This is a genomic window from Streptomyces sp. GQ60 (genome assembly GCF_059758875.1).
The window spans coordinates 98,141-118,390 of sequence record NZ_JCAXEG010000011.1; the positions used below are offsets into that span (position 1 = coordinate 98,141).

The window sequence follows — 20,250 nt, forward strand, 5'->3', positions numbered from 1 at the left end:
GCCCGCACCGCGGCGTGCTGCTGCTCCGCCCTACCGCCCGGCCGGAGCCTTGCCCATGGCCTTCTTCAGCTCGGCCCCCGCGTTGCGGTAGACCGTCAGCAAGTCCAGGTCGTTGCCCGGGTAGTTGACGATCGCCGCCTGCAGCGCGCCGGAGTCGGGCAGGACGGTCCCGGTCGACATGTGGGCGTTGTCCAGCACCAGCGCCGGCTTCTTCGCCGACAGCTCGGCCAGCTGCGCCGGGGTCACCGCCTCGGGGCCGTAGGTGCCCACCGTGGTGGCGCCCGCCAGCTTCGCGGACCAGGCGGTGAACACCTGGCTCACGACCGACGGGCTCTTTCCGCCGGGCCAGGCGGCCTGGACGTCCTTGGCGACCCGCCCGTATTCGGCGTCGAAGTCGGCCGTCCACTTCGCGGCGGCGGCCTGCGTGCCGAACAGCGCGCCCAGCCGGGTGACTTCGGCCTTGACCTTGTCGGCGTCGTTGTCGAGGTTCACCTCCACCAGCTCCGCCTTCGAGCCGGCGGCCTCCTTGATCTTCGCGGCGTACGGCTCGAACGGCGCGTACAGCACGAAGTCCGCCCCGGCGACGGCGGCGAGGTCGGAGGGCTTGGGATCGTAGTCCGGCGCGTGGTGCACGGACTGCGGCACGATCACCTTGACGTCCTGCGCGCCGGCGGCCTTGGCGAAGGCGCCCTCCCAGGTGGTGGTCACGACGACGGCCGGCCGGGAGGGCGCGCCCGCCTCGGCGGAGTCACCCCCACGACCGCCGTCGCCGGTGTCGCCGTCACCGCAGCCGGTCACCAGGGCCAGTGCCAGGCCCAGTGCCGTGCTCAGTGCGAGGGGGGAAGTGCTGCGGACGCGGGTTCGCGACGCCATGAGCTGATTCTCCGTTCGGGTACGAGGTGCACCGCGAGGACGAGCGCCCCCGCGGTCAGGACGAGGACGGGCCCGGGGGGCCAGTCCAGCCGGAGGGCGATGAGGAAGCCGGTCAGGTTCACGAAGACGCCGATGGCCACCGCCCACCCGGTGATCGATTTCAGCGAGGTGCCCAGCCGGCGCGCGGCCAGGGCGGGCAGCAGGGTCAGGGCGTCGACGAGCAGGGCGCCGGTGAGCTTGATGGCCCCGGCGACCGCGACCGCGACGAGCACGAGCAGCACGGTGGTCAGCGCCCGTACCGGCACGCCCGAACACTGCGCGAGCTCGCGGTCGTACAGCAGCAGCGCCACCTCGCGCCGCCGCCACCAGAACAGGCCGGGCACGAGGACGGCCAGCACGCCGAGCACCACGAGATCGGCGCCGCCGACGGACAGGATCGAGCCCCACAGCAGCGCGAACGCGCCCGAGGCGTTCACCCCCGAGACCGCGAGGAGCAGCAGCGCGGCGGCGATCGCCAGGCTCATCAGCAGCCCCATCGCCCCGGACAGCCCGTCCGGGGTCCGGGCCAGCGGTGCGACCCCGGCCCCGGCCAGAGCGCAGGCCACCAGCGCGCACAGCATGGGGTCCAGCCCGGTGAGCAGCCCCACGGCGATGCCCAGCAGCGCGACGTGCATCATCGCGAAGCGCACCGGCATGATGTCCAGCCCGACGATGACCACCCCGATCACGGGCAGCCCGACGGCGGCGAGGAGCAGGGCGAAGCCCGCCCTCTGTACGGGGGCCAGTTGCAGCAGGGTGCCGAGGTCGGCGCTCGCGAGGGAGGCGGCCGTGAGGGTGGCGCTCACCGGACCTCCCGCAGCCGGCCGGCGGCCATCTCCAGGACCCGGTCGCAGCGTTCCGCGAGCGCCCGGTCGTGCGTGACGACGACGAGCGTCACGGGCAGCGCGGCCAGGACGTCGGCGGCCTCGTCCTGCCCGGCGAAGTCCAGCGCGGCGGTCGGCTCGTCGGCGAGCAGTACGCCGGCCCCCGCGGCCACGCAGCCGATCGCCCGGGCCAGGTACATCCGCTGCAACTGCCCGCCGGACAGGGTGTGCAGCGGCCGCCCGACGAGCGGCCCCACCCCCAGCCGGCCGGCGGCCTCGGCGGCGGCGCGGGGGTCCCCGCCGCTGGCGAGGAGTTCGCCGCCGAGCAGCGGGAAGCGTCCGGCGGCGGGCTTCTGCGGGATCCACGCGCACGCCCGCCGCCGCCAGGCCGGGTCGCCCGCACGGCCGCCGACCAGGATCTTCCCGCTGACCCGCGGGTGCAGGCCGAGCACAGCGCGCAGCAGGGTCGTCTTGCCCGATCCGTTGGTGCCGGTCAGCGCGACGCGCTCGCCGGCGGCGATCTCCAGGTCGACGCCGGCCACGGCCTCGACCCGCCCGTGCCGGCAGCCCACCCCCTCCATCCGCACGTCCAGCCCGCCCATTCCACGCCCTTCCGCTGTCACCGGCCCCGTCCCTGCGTGGAGTTGGTCGGCCGAGGGGGGCCCGCGGTTCCGGCGATCCGCGATCTGTCGTCTCAGGGCGGGCACGGGGGGTGGCACACGGGCGGGTTCGCGCCGTCCAGTCGGGCGGGACCGGCCATTCCGCGCGGCCTTTCCCTTTTCTACAAGCCTCCCGGCCCGCCGCGGGCCATGATCGCGCCGCCACCTCCCGTGGTGATCAACAAGCCTGTGATCAATGGGGAGTCGAGCCATGTCCGAGAACGTCCGCACCCCTCGCCGTACCCTGCGCCCCCTGCGCCCCACCCTGCGCCGCGCCACGCGCCGGACCGCGCTGTGGCACCGCGCCCTGGCGACCGCCGTCGTCCTGGCCGCGACCGGAACCGTCCTGGCCGGCGCCCCGCAGCCCGCCCACGCCGCGCTGCCGGCGCAGTCGATATCCGACCCCGTGCACTACTGGAACGACGTGCTGCAGAACGTCTTCCGCAGAGTCGGCGGCGGGCCCGTCCCGATGGCCCGGGCCGCGGCGATGATGAACGCCGCGATCTACGACGCGGAGTCCTCGTACCAGCTGAAGTGGAAGGGCAAGATCACCTCGGAGCCGTACATCAAGGCGGTGAGCTACGTCGGCTGGGCGGAGGGCCCGGACGAGGAGGAGCGCGTCATCGGCCGTACGGCCTACAACATCCTCCTCGGCCTCTACGGCAACAAGCAGAGCCGCTTCGCGGACCAGACCCAGTACCTCGACGCGCGCTTCCGCGAGCGGTTCGGCACCGAGCCCACCGCCGGCGACTTCCTCGACCTCTCCGTGGTCGGCACGATGGTCAAGCAGATGACGGACGCCCGCACCGGCGACGGCTCCGACAACCCCCAGGTCTACGTGGGGGACGACAAGCCGGGCGCCTGGCGGCCGACGAGCTACCCGGACATGCCCGACGCCTCCTGCGACGAGGACAGCGACGCGGTCAGCCCGTTCGACGGCCAGGTCAAGCCGTTCTCGCTGACCTCCGGCTCCCAGTTCCGCCCCACCACCCTGGCCCAGTACGGCTCGTACGAGGCCCTGGTGGCGAGCGACGAGTACGAGCGGCAGGTCGAAGCGGTCCGCACGGCGGGCGCCGACCGGCCGACGGCGGCCACGCCGGTGGTCAACCGGACCCCGGACCAGCTCGCCGCGGCCTGGTTCTGGGCCAACGACAACAACGGCACCTACAAGCCGCCCGGCCACATGCTCCAGGCCACCCGCGAGGTCGCGAAGGCCCGAGGCCTCGGGGTCTACGCCAACGCCCGCCTCTTCGCCCTCGTCTCCATCGCCATGGCCGACACCGGAATCGCCGTCCGCGACGCCAAGTTCGCCACCCCCGTCGACCTGTGGCGGCCCGTCTCGGCGATCCGCGAGGGCGGCCTCGACCCGCAGTGGAAGCCCCTGCTGAAGAGCCCGACGGGCGTCAACGTCAGCCCCTGCTTCCCCGCGTACGTCTCCGGCCACGCCTCCTTCGGCGGCGCCTGGGCCGGGGTCATGAAGCGCTACTTCGGCAGCGACGACATCTCCTTCGACCTCACCACCGACGAACCGCAGTCCCCGGTCAAGACCCGCCGCTTCACCAGCTTCAGCGCGGCCGGCAAGGAGGACGCCGACAGCCGCGTCTGGCTCGGCGTCCACTACCCGTGGGACGCCACGGACGGCCTCGTCCTGGGCGAGAAGATCGCGAACCAGGTCTTCACCACCAAGCTCCGCACCCTCTGAACCGACCCGACGGGCCCGACCCGAAGCGTCGGACCTGACCGGCACGGCCTCCCCGGCCGGATGACGTAAGCCTTTCGTCATCCGGCCGGGCCTGGCCCCGGCCCGCGCCCGCGCGTTGAATGCCCATGACGGCCGGACGGCCGGACCCGAGGAAGGGCAAGACGAGTGACGCAGAACCCGACACCGGACCAGCCGCAGGACCCGGCGCAGGACCCCGCGCAGGACCCGGCCAGGCGCCGGGGAGTACGCCGGCTCCTGCCCTTCCTCGCCCTCCCGGCGGCCCTTCTGCTGGGGCTGGGCCTGTACTGGTTCCAGCCGTGGAAGATCTGGCAGGACGCGACGGTCAACGAGTCCCTCCCGGCGGCGGCCCCCTCCGCCGCCCGTTCGTCCGCGGCCCCAACGGCCCCGACGGCCTCGACGGCCCCGGCGGCGCCGGACACCCCGGCCGCCCCGCGGACCCTCGCCCAGGGCGCGCTGATCAGCCACGAGCACACCACCACCGGCACCGCGCAGCTCATCCGGCTTCCGGACGGCTCCCACACCCTGCGCCTGGAGAACCTCGACACCAGCAACGGCCCGGACCTGCGGGTCTGGCTGACGGACGCCCCGGTGAAGGAGGGCACGGCCGGCTGGCGGGTCTTCGACGACGGCAGGTACGTCAGCCTGGGCAAGCTCAAGGGCAACAAGGGCGACCAGAACTACGCCGTCCCGGCCGACGTGAACCCGTCCGACTACACCAGCGTCACCATCTGGTGCGACCGCTTCGACGTTTCCTTCGGCGCGGCGGCCCTGACCACCCCCGTCTGACCCGCGGCGGCCGCGGCCAGGCCTCCCCCTTCGGCCTCCCCCTCGCCGCCCGGGCACGTGACACCCTGGTCCCCGTACCAAGGACGCGTCAGGGGCGCGCCGGGATCGGGGGAAGACCATGGCGGGACCGCGAGCGCCGGAGAACCATCTCGCCGGGTACGCCGACGTGCTCGCGGACGCCTGCGCCACGGGCCGCCGGCTGACCCGCGCGGAGCTGGAAGCGCGTCGCGCGGAAGGGGAGCGGGCGGCGGAGGCCGGGCTGCCGCTCCGTGCCCTGATACGCGATCACCTGGCCGCGGCGCAGCTCGTACGGCCCCTCCCCGCAGCCGGCCCGCTCCTGTCGGCCGTGGAGCAGGCGGTGGACGCCTTCGTCGAGGGCTACGAGCGCGCCCAGCACCAGGCCGTCCGCCAGGAGGAGGCGGCCCGCCGGGAGTTCATCGACGACCTGCTCTACGGGGGCAGCGACCTGGGCCGGCTGGCGGAGCGGGCCGGGCGCTTCGGTCTGCGCCTCTCGCAGTCGCACGGGGTTGCCGTGGCCACGGGCCCCGAGCCGTACGGGGACGGCTACCCCATGGCGCGCGGGATCGAGTCGGCGGTCCTCGCCCGGTTCCCGGGCCGGCAGATCCTGCTGACCACGAAGGACGGCCGACTGATCTGCGTGGCCCCCGGGGACCAGCCCGAGGTCCTGGAGTACTTCGCGAAGCGCGCGCACGCGGCCACCGACGGCGGCCGGGTCGGGATCGGCCGCTCGCACCCGGGCGCCGGCGGGGTCGTCCACTCCTACGAGGAGGCCCGGGGCGTACTCGACCTCGCACGGCGGATGGACCTGGACGGCCCGGTGCTGCACGCCGCCGACCTGCTCGTCTTCCCGGTGCTGACCCGGGACCGGCAGGCCATGGCCGATCTGGTCGAGAGCACGCTCGGCCCCCTCCGCACCTCCCGCGGTGGCGCCCAGCCGCTCCTGGACACGCTCACGGCGTACTTCGACAGCGGCTGCGTGTCCACCGAGGCGGCCCGGCGCCTCTCGCTCAGCGTGCGCGCGCTGACGTACCGGCTGGACCGCATCCACACCCTCACCCGGGCCGACCCGGGGGACCCGCTGAACCGCTACACGCTCCAGACCGCGGTGATCGGGGCCCGCCTGCTGGGCTGGCCGGGCAGCGACGGATGACCTGCCCCCTGTGCGTTAAAGGGACGTAAAGATTGCCGACCGCAGGCAATGTGCGGAGCGCACCCCCGGTGGCACGATGCCGGTGTCCGGCGGAAACGCAACGCGGGCGGGGAGGTGTGCTCATGAGCTTGTTTCTTGGTCTCGGCATGGCGGGGATCGTGCTGCTGGCCCTCGCCCTGGTCCTCGACGGCGTGCTGGAAGGCATCTTCGACGGCGCGCTCGACGGCCTGTTCGACGGCTGGCTGTCCCTTCCGGTGCTCGCGGGCTTCGTTTCGATGCTCGGGTTCACCGGGGCGATCGTGCTCGGGACCACAGGGTTCGGGCCGGGCCCGGCCACCGTCGCGGGCGCCCTCGCGGGGGCCGGCGCGGGCTGGGCCACGTACCGCCTGAGCAGCACGCTGGCCGGAGACCGCAGCGGGGCCGCCCCGCGCCACGACGACCTCCTCGGCTCCACCGGGACCGTGGTCACCGCGATCCCGGAGTCCGGCTACGGCGAGGTCCTCCTGCGCCTGGCCGGGCAGCCGGTGAAGTACGCGGCGACCGCCGAGGTCCCGCTGGCCCGTGGCGCGGAGGTGTGGGTGACCGCGACTCCGTCGCCCACCTCCGTCAGCGTCCGCGCCGTCGAGCACTGAAGTACCCGGCCCGTCCAGTCAGTCCATCACCGATCTGCCCCCACGGGGGAGGCAGGGGGGATCCGCCATGAGTTCAGTCGTCACCGCGGTCGTCGGAGTCGTCGTACTCCTCGTCCTGCTCGCCCTGGTCGTCGTCACGCGCTACAAGGTGGCCGGGCCCAGCCAGGCGTTCATCATCACCGGCCGGCGCGGCAAGAGGTCCACCGACCCGGAGACGGGACGGATATCGACCGACAACAGCGGCCAGAAGGTCGTGGTCGGCGGCGGCGTCTTCGTCGTCCCGTTCGTGCAGCAGCGCTACACCCTCGACCTGTCGAGCCGTCACATTCCGATCGCCGTCCGCGGCGCGGTCACCCTGCGCGGCATCAAGGCGAACCTCGAAGGGGTCGCGATCGTCAAGGTCGGCGGCAACGAGGACGCCATCCGGGCGGCGGCCCAGCGCTTCCTCCAGCAGCAGGACGGCATCGTCGGCTTCACGCAGGAAGTCCTGTCCGGCGCCCTGCGCGCCATCGTCGGGCGCATGTCGGTGGAGGACATCATCCGCGACCGTGCCGCCTTCGCGGGGCAGGTCGCCGAGGAGGCGGAGGCCAGCCTGTCCGGGCAGGGCCTGGTCCTGGACGCCTTCCAGATCCAGGACATCACCACCGAGGGCTCCTACCTCGAAGACCTCGGCCGTCCCGAGGCCGCCCGCGCCAAGCAGGAAGCCGACATCGCGGAGGCCAACTCCCGCCGGGCCGCCGAGCAGGCCCGTCTGAAGGCGGAGGAGGAGATCGCGGTCGCCGAGCGCACCCTGTACCTGCGCCAGGCGGAGATCAAGGCCGAGACCGACGCGGCCGCCGCCCAGGCCAACGCCGCCGGCCCGCTCGCCGAGGCCGACCGCCAGCAGCAGATCCTCGCCGAGCAGGAGAAGGTCGCCGAGCGCCAGGCCGCCCTGACCGACCGACAGCTCGACACCCAGGTCCGCAAGCCCGCCGACGCCCGCCGCTACGAGGCCGAGCAGGAGGCGGAGGCCAAGCGGGTGGCCCGCGTCAAGCAGGCCGAAGCAGAGCGCCTCGCGGCGATCGCCGCCGCCCAGGGTGAGGCCGAGCGGGCCCGCCTCACGGGTGAGGGCGAGAAGCAGCGCCGCTCAGCCCTGGCCGAGGCCGAGGCCATCGAGGGCGCCAAGCGCGGTGAGGCCGAGCGCGCCCGCCGTGCCGCGATCGCGGAAGCCGTACGCCTGGAAGGCGACGCGGAGGCCGCGGCCATCCTGGCCAGGGGTTCGGCCGAGGCGGAGGCCATGCAGAAGAAGGCGGAGGCCTTCGAGAGGTACGGCGACGCGGCCGTGATCCAGATGATGGTCGACGCGCTTCCGCAGGTCGTGGCCAAGGCCGCCGAACCCCTCGCCGCCATCGACAAGCTGACCGTCATCTCCACCGACGGCGCGAGCAAGCTCTCCCGTACCGTCACCGACAACGTCGCCCAGGGCATGGAACTGCTCAGCTCCACCACCGGAGTCGACCTGGCCCAGCTCCTCAAGGGGCTCACCACGCCGACGTCCCTGCCCGCTCCCGAGAAGGCCGCGCCCAACGGGAAGATCGAGATCCAGGGCTGACCCCGCGTACGCCCCTCGCGTACGCCTTCGCACACCACGCCGCCGACGGCGCCCGGCTCCGCTCGCGCCGGGCTCCGTCGGCGGCGTCGCGCGACCGCGGCGCCGGTCACCACTCGCTGATGAGCGCCGGGTCCGGTTCGTGCTGCCGCCAGGCTTCGGCGAGGCGGACGAGGCGGGCGGGGGCGGCGATGCTGCGCACGGTGGCGATCTTGCCGTCGACGAGGTCGATCGTCGCGGCGCCCATGACCTGGTCGCCGCGTACGAAGAGGATGGCGGGGGCGCCGTTGACGAGCGCGTAGTGGAGGGCGAGCGCGCCGCCGGCGAGCCGCCGCTTCGCGGGCGTGGGCTTGAAGCCGCCCCGCATGAGGGTGGCGACGCGCCGCGGAGTTTCGTACCGCAGCAGCTTCTCGGCCAGGCCGGCGCCGTCGGAGATCGCGATCACGTCGTCGGTGAGCAGCGCCACCAGCCGTTCGGTACGGCCCGAGGTGGCGGCGGTCAGGAACTCCTCGACGATCCTGCGGGCCGACGCCGGGTCGACTTCACCGACGCCGCGGCGGCGCGCGGTGGTGATGCGGGTCCGGGCACGGTGGAGGTGCTGCTGGCTCGCGGACTCGGTGATGTCGAGGATCTCGGCGATCTCGGCGTGGCCGTAGGAGAACGCCTCACGCAGGATGTAGACGGCCCGCTCCACGGGTGACAGGCGCTCCATGACGGTCAGCACGGCCAGGGAGACCGACTCGCGCTGCTCGAAGGTGTCGGCCGGGCCGAGCATCGGGTCGCCGTCGAGGAGCGGTTCGGGCAGCCAGGCTCCGACGGTGCGCTCGCGACGGGCGTGCGCCGAGCGGAGCCGGTCGAGGCACAGGTTGGTGACGACCTTGGTCAGCCAGGCTTCCGGCACCTGGATCCGCTGCCGGTCGGCAGCCTGCCAGTGCAAGAAGGCGTCCTGTACCGCGTCTTGGGCGTCCGTGGCGGAGCCCAGCAGCCGGTAGGCCAGCGAGGCCAGCCGGTTTCGGGAGGCCTCGAACCGGCTGGTGTCGAAACGATCGCTGGCGACGCTGTCCACGCGGGTCACCCTAGCGGTGGCTACGCGGCCGCCGTCTGGGGGGACGCGTCCGACGCGGCGGCCGGCCGGTGCGGTCGGCGCAGGTGGTGCTTGCGCTTGGGCAGGCCGAAGGTCGGGTGCGAGCTGGCCCACAGCGACATCCTGAGGATGGCCGCCTTGAACCGTGCGGCCTTCCGGCCGCCCATGTACGTCGGCTTCGCCCGCCCCTCCCCGTCGACCAGTTGCAGGATCCCGTCCCGCCGCCCGAGGCTGATGTGGTTGCCCGGGTAATCCAGCTTGGTGCGCGCGACCTTCCCGCCGGTCAGGATTCCCACGATCGCGGCCGTGGCCTGCGCGGCGGTGTAGCCGGCCGAAGCGCAGGACATCGGCAGCGGCCGGCCGTCGTCGTCGATGGCGTGGGCGCTGTCGCCGGCGGCGTAGACGTTCGGGTGGGACACCGACCGCATGGTGCGGTCGACGACGATCCGGCCGTTCTCGGTGACCTCCAGCCCGCCCGCGGCGGCGATGGGGGCGACCGCGAACCCGGCCGTCCACACGGTCGCGTCGGACGCCAGGGCGCTGCCGTCGGCGCACCGCACCCGCGCCGCTTCGACGGCTTCGACCCCGGTGTGCTCCAGGACGGTGACGCCGAGCCGGTCGCAGGCCCGGCGCAGGTGGTCGCGGGCTCCGGCGGAGAGCGGGGCGCCCAGCTCTCCGCGTGCGACCAGGGTGACGGCCAGGCCGGGCCGGGATTCGGCGATCTCGGTGGCGGTCTCTATGCCGGTCAGCCCGTCGCCGACGACCAGCACGCTCCCGCCCTCCCGCAGGCCGTCAAGGCGCTCGCGCAGGCGCACCGCCGAGGGCCGGACGGCGACGTCGAAGGCGTGCTCGGCCACGCCCGGGACGCCGCGGTCGTCACCGTGGCTGCCGAGCGCGTAGAGCAGGGTGTCGTAGCCGAGTTCGTCGTCGCCGCCGCCGCCGCCGTCGCCGCCGTCGGCCACGGCGACGACCTGGCGCTCGGGGTCGACGGCGGTGACCCGGGCCACGCGCACCCGTACGCCCGTGCCCGCGAAGACCTCGGAGAGCTGCGGAGCCTCGATCTCCTGGCCGGCCGCGAGCTGGTGCAGCCGCAGCCGCTGGACGAAGTCCGGCTCGGCGTTGACCACGGTGATCTCGGTGTCGGCGGGGGACAGCCGGCGGGCCAGGGTCCCCGCCACGTAGGCCCCGGCATAGCCGGCACCGAGGACGACGATGCGGTGCTTCATGTGATGCTCCTGTCGGTTCGCTGGGCTCTCGGTGACTTGAGCGGAACAGCGCCCCGATTCCTGACAGGAACCGCGTGTGGCGTGGGTCACATGGCGGCGGGCGGCCGTCAGGTCCCGGATCGGTTCTCGGATCGGCTCCCGCCGGCGAGTTCGCCGCTGAGCTTTCCGTGCAGGTGGGCGCTGGGCCGGTTCAGGCCGGTGATCTCGACGGTCTTGCCGCGCTGGGCGTACCGGTGCTCGATCGCGTCGAGGGCGGCCACGGAGGAGGCGTCCCAAATGTGGGCGGCGGAGAGGTCGATGACCACCTTGCCGGGGTCGCCGGCGTAGTCGAACCGGTCGACCAGGTCGTTGGAGGAGGCGAAGAACAGCTCGCCGGTCACGCAGTAGACGACCTGCCCGCCGTCCGGATCGAGGACGGACGTGACGTTCGCCAGGTGCGCCACCCGCTTGGCGAAGACGACCATCGCGGTGACCGACCCGGCGACGACACCGACGGCGAGGTTGTGGGTGGCGACCACGCAGACCACGGTCAGCACCATGACGGTGATCTCGCCGGCCGGCATGCGCCGCAGCGTCTTCGGGGCGACGGAGTGCCAGTCGAAGGTCGCGAAGCAGACCATCACCATGACGGCGACGAGTGCCGCCATCGGAATCCGGGAGACCAGCGGCCCGAAGGCGATGCACAGCACCATCAGGAAGGCGCCCGCGAGGAAGGTCGACAGCCGGGTCCGGGCGCCCGAGACCTTCACGTTGATCATCGTCTGGCCGATCATGGCGCAGCCGCCCATGCCGCCGAAGAACCCGGTGACGATGTTCGCGACGCCCTGGCCCACGGACTCCCGCGTCTTGCTCGACCGCGTGTCGGTGATCTCGTCGACCAGCTTCGCCGTCATCAGCGACTCCATCAGCCCGACCACCGCCATGGCCAGCGCGTACGGGGCGATGAGCGTCAGGGTGTCCAGGGTGAACGGCACGTCCGGCAGACCGGGAACCGGCAGCGAGGACGGCAGCGCCCCCTTGTCCCCGACGGTCGGCACCGCGATCCCCGCGGCGACCGTGATGGCGGTGAGGATGACGATGGACACCAGCGGAGCCGGGACCGCCTTGGTGACCTTCGGGAAGAACACCATCAGCCCGAGCCCGCCGGCGAGCAGCGGGTAGACGGCCCACGGAACGTCCCGCATCTCGGGGACCTGGGCCATGAAGACGAGGATGGCGAGGGAGTTGACGAAGCCGACCATCACCGAGCGGGGGATGAAGCGGATCAGCTTCGCCACGCCGAGCGCGCCGAGCGTGATCTGGAAGAGGCCGGCGAGGATCACCGCCGCGATCATGTAGCCCAGGCCGTGCTCACGGTTGAGCGGCGCGATCACGAGGGCGACGGCGCCCGTGGCGGCGGAGATCATTGCCGGGCGCCCGCCGACGAACGCGATCACGACGGCCATGGTGAACGAGGCGAACAGTCCGATCGCCGGGTCGACCCCAGCGATGATCGAGAACGAGATCGCCTCGGGAATCAGCGCCAGCGCGACCACCAGGCCGCCGAGCACCTCGGTCCGGAACACCTTCGGCGACAGCCAGGCGGGCGGCGCCGGCCGACGAAGGTTACGCAGGCGCGAGGGCATGGAGACGGGGGAGGAAGACAAGACGACACGGACCTCGGGCTCGGGCACACCCCAACCGGCAGGCGGGCGCGCAGAGAAGACGCGAACGCGGAGGTCGCCCAGGTTCCTGGGAGAAGCCGACCAAGATCTTCTCCCAGATTTCTCCCAAACGATCTCCGGAGGCGCAGGAAGGGCCTGATCCACTGAGTGGATCAGGCCCTTGACCTGGTCTTACGAAGTCGGGGTGGCGGGATTTGAACCCACGACCTCTTCGTCCCGAACGAAGCGCGCTGCCAAGCTGCGCTACACCCCGATGTCCACCCTTGCAGCGCTTGCTGCCCTGGCGACATCGATTACTTTAGCGGACCCTCGGCCGGAGACGAAATCCGGTTTTCGCGCGGCGGGCGGTAGCGGTCCGCCGTGACCAGGGCGAGGCCGAGGGCGTAGAAGGCGATGCCCAGGACCACGGCGTTCAGCGCGACCCGGCCGTAGCCGTACTGGGCGGCGTCGATGAAGGGGTACGTGTACCGGCTCGGGACGCCGGGGGAGAGGAGGGCGCCGCGGATCAGCGCGAAGACCACGTAGAGCAGGGGGTACGCCAGCCACTGCGCGGCGTAGCGCGGGCGCAGGGTGCGGGGGGCGGTCAGGACGAGGAAGTCCAGGGCGGCGCCGACGGGGGTGACCGTGTGGAGGAGCTGGTTGGCGACGGACTTCGCGCCGGACAGCTTGTCCAGGTCCTCGAGCACGTTGAAGGGGCTCGACGGGTTGGCCAGGACCAGGTGGAAGACCAGCCCGGTGATCAGGATGAAGAGGAGGACTCCGCCCCGCCAGAACGGGGCCACGTCCGGCTCGCGCCGGTGGACGCGGACGGCGGAGAGCCCGTAGACCACCGCGACCAGGATGTTCGTCCAGATCGTGAAGAAGCTCAGGACGACGGGCAAGCTGCCGTACGCGCACTCGATGACCAGGCCGGTGACGGCCGCGGCCGCGATCAGCGCGCGGAAGGCAACGGTCGGGAGGCGGAGCGCGGCGGGTGTGATCATCCTGTCAACGTACCCGGCCCGACCGCCCGCGTTAGCCCTTCGGGGTCAGTGTCAGCAGCGTCGCCTCGGGCGGGCACGCGAAGCGCACCGGGGTGAAGCGGTTGGTCCCGCAGCCCGCCGAGACGTGGAGGTACGCGCGCTGCCCCTCCGTCTCGTGCGTCGAGAGGCCCTTCACCCGCTTCGTGTCCAGATCGCAGTTGGTGACGAGCGCCCCGTAGAAGGGGATGCACAGCTGCCCGCCGTGCGTGTGGCCGGCCAGGATCAGCGGGTACCGGTCGGCGGTGAAGGCTTCGAGGACGCGCAGGTACGGGGCGTGGACGACCGCCATCGAGAAGTCCGCGTCCGCCTCCGGCCCGCCCGCGACCTTCGCGTACCGGTCGCGCTTGATGTGCGGGTCGTCCAGGCCGGTGAAGGCCAGCTCCAGCCCGTCGAGCTTGAGCCGGGCCCGGGTGTTGGTGAGGTTCTGCCAGCCGGCCGCGTCGAAGGCGTCCCGCAATCCCTCCCACGGGTTGTGGACGGCCCCGACGACCGGTGCGTTGCCGTTCAGCCCGTGCCGGCCCTGGGTCTTCTCGATCAGGTAGCGCCCGGGGTTGCGCATCCGGGGGCCGTAGTAGTCGTTCGACCCGAAGACGTACACGCCGGGGAACTCCATCAGCGGGCCGAGCGCGTCGAGCACCTCCGGCACGCCCTCCGTGTCGGAGAGGTTGTCGCCCGTGTTCACCACGAAGTCGGGGCGCAGTCCGGCGAGCGACTGGAGCCAGGCGCGCTTCTTGCGCTGCCCGCCGACCATGTGGATGTCCGAGACCTGCAGGACGCGCAACGGGCGCATCCCCTGCGGGAGCACGGGGACCGTGACCCGGCGCAGGCGGAAGGACCGCGCTTCGAAACCGGCGGCATAGGCCAGACCGGCGGCCCCCGCCGCGGCGATACCGGCGGTGACCTTCAGGGGTACTCCGTAACGCGCACGCATGCCCTCATGTTCGCAGACCCGGCAAGCCCGCCGGGAAACCGGCGGGCGCCGGAGCCCCCGTACCTGGCAGACTCGGGGCATGACCACGCTCAAGGCCAAGCTCCAGGAAGACCTCACCACCGCCATCCGCGCGCGCAACGAGCTCGCCTCGTCCACGCTGCGCCTGACCCTCTCCGCCATCACCAACCAGGAAGTCGCGGGCAAGGAAGCCCGGGTGCTCTCCGACGAGGAAGTCCTCAAGGTGATCGCGAAGGAGGCGAAGAAGCGCCGCGAGGCCGCGGACGCCTTCGCGCAGGGTGGCCGTCCCGAGCAGGCCGCGCGGGAGACCGCCGAGGGCGAGTTCCTCGACACCTACCTCCCCAAGCAGCTCGGCGAGGCCGAGCTCGACGCGATCGTGGCGCAGGCCGTCGAGGAGGCCAAGGCGGCGGGCGCCGAGGGGCCGCGGGCCATGGGCGCCGTGATGAAGATCGTGAACCCGAAGGTCGCGGGTCTGGCGGAGGGCGGGCGCGTCGCCGCCGCCGTCAAGAAGCACCTGGCCTAGTACGCGGTCCAGTACGCGATCCCCGTCGGGGAAACAGGGAGGGCCCCCACGGATCCGGATGCGGATCTGGTGGGGGCCCTCCTTCGTTCTTCCCCGCGGGTCCTAGTCGCGGCCGCCGATGATGCCCGGCGGGAACGTGATTCCGCCGAGCGGGTCGGTGTCGCCCGTGCCGCCGTCGGTCCCGCCGGTGGTCCCGCCGGTGACTCCGGCGGCGGTGCCGGGCCGCCCGTCACCGGGCTTGCCGTCGCGGCCGGGCTTGGCGGGCTTGGTGGGCTTGCCGGTAGCGGGCTTGCCGCCGGGGGCCGGGCTCGGGGTGTCGGGGATGTGCACCGTGGTGAAGCCCGGGGCCTCGCGGCCGGAGAGCGCGCCGGAGACCGCCTGCTTCCAGATCGGGCCGGGCAGGCCGCCGCCGAAGACCTTCTCGTAGTACTGGCCGCCGATGGTGATGTTCTCCATCGACACCTGCTTGGCGCCGCCGGAGCCGACCCAAGTCGCGCCGGACATGTTCGGGGTGTAGCCGACGAACCAGGCGTTGTAACGGCTGTCGGTGGTACCCGTCTTGCCCGCGCTCTGGCGGTCGGTCAGACCCGACTGCTGGCCGGTACCGGAGTCGACCACGCCGAGCAGCAGCGTGTTGATGGTGTCCGCGGTCCGCTCGGTCATGGCGCGGCCGCACTTGGACTTCGGGACCGTCAGCGCCTTGCCGTGCGAGTCGGTGATCGACTCGATGGTGATCGGGGTGCAGTACACGCCGCGGTTGGCGAAGGTGGCGTAGGCGTTGGCCATGGTCAGCGGGGACATGCCCTCACTGCCCAGTGCGATGGCCGGGACCTCGGGGAGCTTGGCGCCGTTGGCCGGGATCACACCGAGCTTGGTGGTCATCTCGGTGACGGGGCACATGCCGATCTCGGAGATCATCTCCACGAAGTAGGTGTTGACCGACTTGGCCATCGCCTCCTTCATCCCGTACGGGCCGACCTCGGACTCGGTCTCGTTCTCCACCTTCGCGCGGTCGGTGTTGACCCAGGGCTTGTCGCCGCAGGTCCGCACCGGGCTCGGGTAGTCCATGTCGTACGGGGCCTGGTACATCTTCGTCGGCGGCAGTCCGCCCTCCAGGGCCGCGGCCGCGACGAACGCCTTGAAGGTGGAGCCGGTCGGGAAGCCGAAGTTCGAGCCGCCCATCTTCTTGTCCACCGAGAAGTTGATCTGGGTCTCGTCCTTGCCGAAGCCGTACGGCTTGGACTGCCCCATGGCGAGGACCCGCCCGGTGCCGGGCTGGACGAGGGTGACGGCCGTCGCGACCTTGTCGTCCTGGTCCACGTGGTCCTTGATGGACTCGTTGACGGAGTCCTGCGACTGCGGGTCCAGGGTCGTACGGACCGTCAGGCCGCCCTGGTTCCAGACCTTCGCCCGCTCCTCGCGGGTTTTTCCGAAGGCGGTGTCGTCGAGGAAGGTGTTGCGCACGAAGTCGCAGAAGAAGCCCGCGCCCTTGACGGCGGTGATGCAGCCGTTCTTCGGCTTGGTCACCTTGAGCTGGACCGGCTTCGCCTTCGCCGCGTCCGCCTCGGCCTGGGAGATGTCCTTCACGTCCGCCATGCGCTGGAGGACGATGTTGCGGCGCTTCATCGCCTCCTGCGAGTCGTTCAGCGGGTCGTACCGGCTCGGCGACTGGACCACGCCCGCCAGCAGCGCCGACTCTTCCAGGGTCAGGTCCTTGGCGGCCTTGCTGAAGTAGCGGTGGGCGGCGGATTCGATTCCGTACGCCTGCTGCCCGAAGTACGTGATGTTGAGGTAGTTCTCGAGGATCTTCTGCTTCCCGAGCTCCTCCTCGACCTGGATCGAGTACTTCAGCTCGCGGATCTTGCGCCCGAGGCTCTTCTCCTGGGCCTCGCGCACCTTGGTCTCGTCGTCGCCGGCTTCCTCGACGAAGACGTTCTTCACGTACTGCTGCGTCAGCGTCGACGCGCCCTGAGCCGCGCCGCCCTCCTGGGCATTGCGGTTGACCGCACGCAGGATGCCCTTGAGGTCGATCGCGCCGTGCTCGTAGAAACGGGAGTCCTCGATCGCGACGATGGCCTTCTGCATGTACGGGGAGATGGCCGTGATCGGGACCACCTGCCGGTCACGCGAATAGACCGTGGCGATCAGGCCACCCTCGGAGTCCAGAATCGTGGTGCGCTGGCTCAACGGCGGTGTCTTGAGATTGGCCGGGATCTCATCGAACCCCTCGACCGTGCCCTTGGCCGCGAGCCCCAGGGCGCCGGCGCCCGGGATCGCGATGCCGGCGAGTACAACCCCGGAGAGAACGGACACACCGAGGAACTTGGCGGCCTGCTGTGGCCCCGTGAGCCCGCCGCCCGAGCGCTTCTTTCCCATGGAGGGCAGCCTACGTTCTCATTCGCCGGACACGCGCGAATGCCTTGGCCTAAGCTGTCCTCAACTGTCACAGCAGTGCGGTGGGACATCAACCCCTCGGCTTGTTTTTCACCCTTCCCGAATGGGGTGGACGCATGTCCGAATCTCGCCCCCTGTGATCAGCATGCCCCGTCGATTTCACCCAAATCGCCGGAATGGTCGGGCATGTCGCAGGATCACTCCGTCGGGTGATCTGCCGCTTACCCATAGTCCGTTCGGACCATTCAAGATTGGGCCCGTCGGGGGTGTTGCACTGTGCCCACCTTCCGTAACGTCCTCAACTGGTAGCGGTGAATATGCCGCTACCGCCGTGGGGGAGCCTCGATTCGGGAGAGGACGGCGCCGGGATGGGCTGGGTTACCGACTGGAGTGCGCAGGCAGCCTGCCGCACTACCGATCCGGATGAACTGTTCGTTCAAGGAGCGGCACAGAACAGGGCCAAGGCGGTGTGCACCGGATGTCCGGTGCGGACCGAGTGCCTGGCCGACGCGCTCGACAATCGTGTCGAGTTCGGAGTGTGGGGCGGAATGACCGAGCGGGAACGACGTGCGCTGTTGCGCCGGCGTCCCACCGTCACCTCGTGGCGGCGACTGCTCGAAACCGCCCGCACGGAGTACGAGCGGAGTACGGGCATCCTCACCATGGATGCCGATGACGAGATCGGCGTTCCGTACGAGACGTACGCGGCAGCCGGGTAGACACCTGGGCGCCACGTCGTAGGAACGCCTACGCTCCGGCCGGAACCCCGGCCGCGAGTCGCTCTCCGATGGCCCGCAGCCCGGCGAGGTCGTGTACGTCGCCGGGCAGGGCGGCCACTTCGGCCACCGCCACCTCGGGGTGCAGCGAGGTGAAGCGGTCACGCGTGCGCTGTTCGCGCGCGATGACCTGCATCCGCTCCGCGTGCAGGCGGAGCAGTCCTGCAGTGATCACGTCCACGTCCACGTCGTCGTCGGCGCCGGTCTCCCGCACGGTGCGGGTGTCGGGGTCGGCCTCGGGGGCGGGGTCCGTGCCGGGGTCGGAGCCGGTGTCCGTGGAGTCACGAAGTCCAGCTTTCCCGGACTCCTGATCCACAATGCCGCCTTCTTCAAGATTCTCCGCGGCGGCCAACGCCCGCTCCGCCGACAGCTGTTCGGCGTCGCTGCCGTGCACCCGGTTCAGTACGAGCCCGGCCAGCGGCATCCGCTCCGCGGCCAGCCGTTCCACGAAGTACGCGGCCTCGCGCAGCGCGTCCGGTTCAGGGGCGGAGACCACGAGGAACGCCGTGCCGGGAGCCTGGAGGAGCTGGAAGGTCGCGTCCGCGCGGGTGCGGAAGCCGCCGAACATCGTGTCCATGGCGGCCACGAAGGTCTGTACGTCCTTCAGCAGCGAGGCACCCATCAACTTGCTCAGCGTGCCCGTCATCATCGACATGCCGACATTGAGGAACTTCATCCCCGCCCGGCCGCCCACCTTCGCCGGAGCCATCAGCACCCGGATGAACTTCCCGTCCAGGAAGGACCCCAGGCGCCCCGGCGCGTCCAGGAAGTCCAGCGCGGAGCGGCTCGGCGGGGTGTCCACCACGATCAGGTCCCAGTCGTCCCGGGCCCGGAGCTGACCCAGCTTCTCCATCGCCATGTACTCCTGCGTGCCCGCGAAGCCGGCCGACAGGGACTGGTAGAAGGGGTTGGCGAGGATGGCCTGCGCCCGCTCGGGGTCGGAGTGGCCTTCGACGATCTCGTCGAAGGTCCGCTTCATGTCGAGCATCATGGCGTGCAGTTCGCCGCCGCCCGTGCCGTCCGTGCCCGGCCCGCCCTGCACCCCCTGAACCCGGCGCGGGGTGTTGTCGAGCGAGTCGATCCCCATCGACTGGGCCAGCCGGCGCGCCGGGTCGATGGTCAGGACGACCACCTTGCGCCCGCGCTCCGCCGCCCGTACCCCGAGCGCCGCGGCGGTCGTGGTCTTGCCGACCCCGCCCGCCCCGCAGCACACGATGATCCGGGTCTGCGGATCGTCCAGCAGCCGGTCCACGTCCAGCCGCGGGGGAGCGTCCATCGTCGCCTCCATCGTCCCGGGCTCGCTCATTCCTCGCCCACCTGCTTCCGCAGCTCCGCGGCGAGGCCGTAGAGCCCGGCCAGGTCGATCCCCGCGCCGAGCACGGGGAGTTCGTACGTCGGTACGCCCAGGCCCGCCAGTACGGTGCGCTGGGCGCGCTCCAGTTCCACCCGGCTCGCGTGCTCCGAGGCCTGCGCGAGCAGCGGGTCCACCAGCCGTTCGGCCGGTCCGCCACGCCGGGCGCTGCCCAGGCCGGCCCGGGACAGCGCCCTGGAGACGTCGGAGCGCCGCTCGCCGGCGGCGGAGCGCAGGGCGTCCTCGTCCAGGTGGTGCGGCCGGACCATGTTGACGACGACCCGCCCCACCGGCAGGCCCGCCTGCCGGAGTTCGGCGATCCCGTCGGCGGTCTCCTGCACGGGCATCTCCTCCAGCAGGGTGACCAGGTGCACGGCCGTCTCGGGGGACTTGAGCACCTTCATGACGGCCTGCGCCTGGTTGTGGATCGGCCCGAACCGGGCCAGACCCGCCACCTCGTCGTTGACGTTCAGGAAGCGGGTGATCCGCCCGGTCGGCGGGGCGTCCATGATCACGTGGTCGTAGACGAACCGGCCGGTCTTGTCCTTGCGGCGCACCGCCTCGCACGCCTTGCCCGTCAGGAGCACGTCCCGCAGCCCCGGCGCGATGGTCGTCGCGAAGTCGATGGCGCCGAGCTTCTTGAGGGCGCGTCCGGCCGAGCCGAGCTTGTAGAACATCTGGAGGTAGTCGAGGAGCGCGCGCTCCGCGTCGATGGCGAGCGCGTAGACCTCACCGCCGCCCGAGGCGACGGCGATCTTCCGGTCCTCGTAGGGGAGCGCCTCCGCCCCGAAGACCTGGGCGAGGCCCTGCCTGCCCTCGACCTCCACCAGAAGAGTCCGTCTGCCCTCGCGTGCGAGGGCGAGCGCGAGTGCCGCGGCGACCGTGGTCTTGCCGGTGCCGCCCTTGCCGCTGACCACCTGGAGCCTGCTCACAGGGCCCGAGCCTAATTCCTCCCGGGCGGCGGCG

Annotated in this window: 18 protein-coding genes and 1 tRNA gene; 7 read left to right on the top strand and 12 right to left on the bottom strand. The window is 71.8% G+C overall.

What is annotated here, in order from left to right; translation table 11 throughout:
• Window positions 1–30: 30 nt before the first annotated feature.
• Genes AC6CKD_RS25620 through AC6CKD_RS25630 form a run of 3 tightly spaced genes read right to left on the bottom strand, consistent with a single transcriptional unit; the run spans window position 31 to window position 2,338 of the window.
• The gene (locus tag AC6CKD_RS25620) at window positions 31–873 is read right to left on the bottom strand and encodes a substrate-binding domain-containing protein (protein ID WP_498330253.1); all 843 of its coding nucleotides are present in this window, start codon (window positions 871–873) and stop codon (window positions 31–33) included.
• Complete coding sequence (locus tag AC6CKD_RS25625; RefSeq protein WP_498330255.1) at window positions 828–1,718, bottom strand: metal ABC transporter permease; 891 nt, start codon at window positions 1,716–1,718, stop codon at window positions 828–830. The genes AC6CKD_RS25620 and AC6CKD_RS25625 overlap by 46 nt, the downstream gene beginning before the upstream one ends.
• Entirely contained in the window at window positions 1,715–2,338 is a 624-nt protein-coding gene (locus AC6CKD_RS25630; RefSeq protein ID WP_498330256.1) for a metal ABC transporter ATP-binding protein, read from the bottom strand. Before AC6CKD_RS25630 ends, AC6CKD_RS25625 begins: the two co-directional genes overlap by 4 nt.
• Before the next feature lie 268 nt (window positions 2,339–2,606).
• Here AC6CKD_RS25630 and AC6CKD_RS25635 point away from each other — a divergent pair, with 268 nt between their 5' ends.
• The 5 genes from AC6CKD_RS25635 to AC6CKD_RS25655 all read left to right on the top strand — a co-directional run bounded on the left by AC6CKD_RS25635 (window position 2,607) and on the right by AC6CKD_RS25655 (window position 8,298).
• The gene (locus AC6CKD_RS25635) at window positions 2,607–4,097 is read left to right on the top strand and encodes a vanadium-dependent haloperoxidase (RefSeq protein ID WP_498330257.1); all 1,491 of its coding nucleotides are present in this window, start codon (window positions 2,607–2,609) and stop codon (window positions 4,095–4,097) included.
• Between the two features lie 255 nt (window positions 4,098–4,352).
• Window positions 4,353–4,904: a DM13 domain-containing protein gene (locus tag AC6CKD_RS25640; RefSeq protein ID WP_498330496.1), complete on the top strand. Its 552-nt coding sequence runs from the start codon at window positions 4,353–4,355 to the stop codon at window positions 4,902–4,904.
• Between the two features lie 118 nt (window positions 4,905–5,022).
• Complete coding sequence (locus AC6CKD_RS25645; RefSeq protein WP_498330258.1) at window positions 5,023–6,075, top strand: PucR family transcriptional regulator; 1,053 nt, start codon at window positions 5,023–5,025, stop codon at window positions 6,073–6,075.
• Between the two features lie 122 nt (window positions 6,076–6,197).
• Window positions 6,198–6,707: an NfeD C-terminal domain-containing protein gene (locus AC6CKD_RS25650; RefSeq protein ID WP_498330260.1), complete on the top strand. Its 510-nt coding sequence runs from the start codon at window positions 6,198–6,200 to the stop codon at window positions 6,705–6,707.
• Window positions 6,708–6,774: 67 nt separating this feature from the next.
• Window positions 6,775–8,298, top strand: coding sequence for a flotillin family protein (locus AC6CKD_RS25655; protein ID WP_498330261.1), 1,524 nt, complete (start codon window positions 6,775–6,777; stop codon window positions 8,296–8,298).
• A 106-nt stretch (window positions 8,299–8,404) separates the two neighbouring features.
• Here the strand turns inward: AC6CKD_RS25655 and AC6CKD_RS25660 are convergent, their stop codons facing one another.
• The 6 genes from AC6CKD_RS25660 to AC6CKD_RS25685 form a co-directional block, all read right to left on the bottom strand.
• The gene (locus tag AC6CKD_RS25660) at window positions 8,405–9,361 is read right to left on the bottom strand and encodes a sigma-70 family RNA polymerase sigma factor (protein ID WP_498330262.1); all 957 of its coding nucleotides are present in this window, start codon (window positions 9,359–9,361) and stop codon (window positions 8,405–8,407) included.
• A gap of 20 nt (window positions 9,362–9,381) precedes the next feature.
• Window positions 9,382–10,605, bottom strand: coding sequence for an NAD(P)/FAD-dependent oxidoreductase (locus AC6CKD_RS25665; protein ID WP_498330264.1), 1,224 nt, complete (start codon window positions 10,603–10,605; stop codon window positions 9,382–9,384).
• A gap of 107 nt (window positions 10,606–10,712) precedes the next feature.
• Window positions 10,713–12,230: a SulP family inorganic anion transporter gene (locus AC6CKD_RS25670; protein ID WP_498330498.1), complete on the bottom strand. Its 1,518-nt coding sequence runs from the start codon at window positions 12,228–12,230 to the stop codon at window positions 10,713–10,715.
• 218 nt (window positions 12,231–12,448) lie between these two features.
• Window positions 12,449–12,522 (bottom strand) — tRNA-Pro (locus AC6CKD_RS25675).
• A gap of 40 nt (window positions 12,523–12,562) precedes the next feature.
• Entirely contained in the window at window positions 12,563–13,252 is a 690-nt protein-coding gene (locus AC6CKD_RS25680; RefSeq protein ID WP_498330266.1) for a Pr6Pr family membrane protein, read from the bottom strand.
• Between the two features lie 31 nt (window positions 13,253–13,283).
• On the bottom strand, window positions 13,284–14,222 hold the full coding sequence (locus tag AC6CKD_RS25685) for a metallophosphoesterase (RefSeq protein ID WP_498330267.1): 939 nt from the start codon (window positions 14,220–14,222) through the stop codon (window positions 13,284–13,286).
• 79 nt (window positions 14,223–14,301) lie between these two features.
• On the opposite strand from AC6CKD_RS25685, the gene AC6CKD_RS25690 reads away from it, so the two are divergent.
• Window positions 14,302–14,763: a GatB/YqeY domain-containing protein gene (locus tag AC6CKD_RS25690; RefSeq protein WP_478683832.1), complete on the top strand. Its 462-nt coding sequence runs from the start codon at window positions 14,302–14,304 to the stop codon at window positions 14,761–14,763.
• 102 nt (window positions 14,764–14,865) lie between these two features.
• Here AC6CKD_RS25690 and AC6CKD_RS25695 read toward each other — a convergent pair whose 3' ends face one another.
• A complete protein-coding gene (locus tag AC6CKD_RS25695; protein WP_498330269.1) occupies window positions 14,866–17,139 on the bottom strand; it encodes a transglycosylase domain-containing protein in 2,274 nt (757 codons plus the stop codon).
• A 386-nt stretch (window positions 17,140–17,525) separates the two neighbouring features.
• On the opposite strand from AC6CKD_RS25695, the gene AC6CKD_RS25700 reads away from it, so the two are divergent.
• Window positions 17,526–17,876, top strand: coding sequence for a WhiB family transcriptional regulator (locus tag AC6CKD_RS25700; protein WP_243330532.1), 351 nt, complete (start codon window positions 17,526–17,528; stop codon window positions 17,874–17,876).
• 28 nt (window positions 17,877–17,904) lie between these two features.
• On the opposite strand, the gene bagB is transcribed toward AC6CKD_RS25700, so the two are convergent.
• Window positions 17,905–19,239, bottom strand: coding sequence for an ATPase BagB (gene bagB / locus AC6CKD_RS25705; protein ID WP_498330271.1), 1,335 nt, complete (start codon window positions 19,237–19,239; stop codon window positions 17,905–17,907).
• The gene (gene bagA / locus AC6CKD_RS25710) at window positions 19,236–20,216 is read right to left on the bottom strand and encodes an ATPase BagA (protein ID WP_498330273.1); all 981 of its coding nucleotides are present in this window, start codon (window positions 20,214–20,216) and stop codon (window positions 19,236–19,238) included. The genes bagB and bagA overlap by 4 nt, the downstream gene beginning before the upstream one ends.
• Window positions 20,217–20,250 lie beyond the last annotated feature (34 nt).

What these genes read in the sequence shown, in the direction of transcription:
- AC6CKD_RS25620 (WP_498330253.1), bottom strand. Translation starts at nt 873, where the DNA reads ATGGCGTCGCGAACCCGCGTCCGCAGCACTTCCCCCCTCGCACTGAGC.
- AC6CKD_RS25630 (WP_498330256.1), bottom strand. Translation starts at nt 2,338, where the DNA reads ATGGGCGGGCTGGACGTGCGGATGGAGGGGGTGGGCTGCCGGCACGGG.
- AC6CKD_RS25635 (WP_498330257.1), top strand. Translation starts at nt 2,607, where the DNA reads ATGTCCGAGAACGTCCGCACCCCTCGCCGTACCCTGCGCCCCCTGCGC.
- AC6CKD_RS25645 (WP_498330258.1), top strand. Translation starts at nt 5,023, where the DNA reads ATGGCGGGACCGCGAGCGCCGGAGAACCATCTCGCCGGGTACGCCGAC.
- AC6CKD_RS25650 (WP_498330260.1), top strand. Translation starts at nt 6,198, where the DNA reads ATGAGCTTGTTTCTTGGTCTCGGCATGGCGGGGATCGTGCTGCTGGCC.
- AC6CKD_RS25655 (WP_498330261.1), top strand. Translation starts at nt 6,775, where the DNA reads ATGAGTTCAGTCGTCACCGCGGTCGTCGGAGTCGTCGTACTCCTCGTC.
- AC6CKD_RS25665 (WP_498330264.1), bottom strand. Translation starts at nt 10,605, where the DNA reads ATGAAGCACCGCATCGTCGTCCTCGGTGCCGGCTATGCCGGGGCCTAC.
- AC6CKD_RS25670 (WP_498330498.1), bottom strand. Translation starts at nt 12,230, where the DNA reads ATGCCCTCGCGCCTGCGTAACCTTCGTCGGCCGGCGCCGCCCGCCTGG.
- AC6CKD_RS25680 (WP_498330266.1), bottom strand. Translation starts at nt 13,252, where the DNA reads ATGATCACACCCGCCGCGCTCCGCCTCCCGACCGTTGCCTTCCGCGCG.
- AC6CKD_RS25685 (WP_498330267.1), bottom strand. Translation starts at nt 14,222, where the DNA reads ATGCGTGCGCGTTACGGAGTACCCCTGAAGGTCACCGCCGGTATCGCC.
- AC6CKD_RS25690 (WP_478683832.1), top strand. Translation starts at nt 14,302, where the DNA reads ATGACCACGCTCAAGGCCAAGCTCCAGGAAGACCTCACCACCGCCATC.
- AC6CKD_RS25695 (WP_498330269.1), bottom strand. Translation starts at nt 17,139, where the DNA reads ATGGGAAAGAAGCGCTCGGGCGGCGGGCTCACGGGGCCACAGCAGGCC.
- AC6CKD_RS25700 (WP_243330532.1), top strand. Translation starts at nt 17,526, where the DNA reads ATGGGCTGGGTTACCGACTGGAGTGCGCAGGCAGCCTGCCGCACTACC.
- bagB (WP_498330271.1), bottom strand. Translation starts at nt 19,239, where the DNA reads ATGAGCGAGCCCGGGACGATGGAGGCGACGATGGACGCTCCCCCGCGG.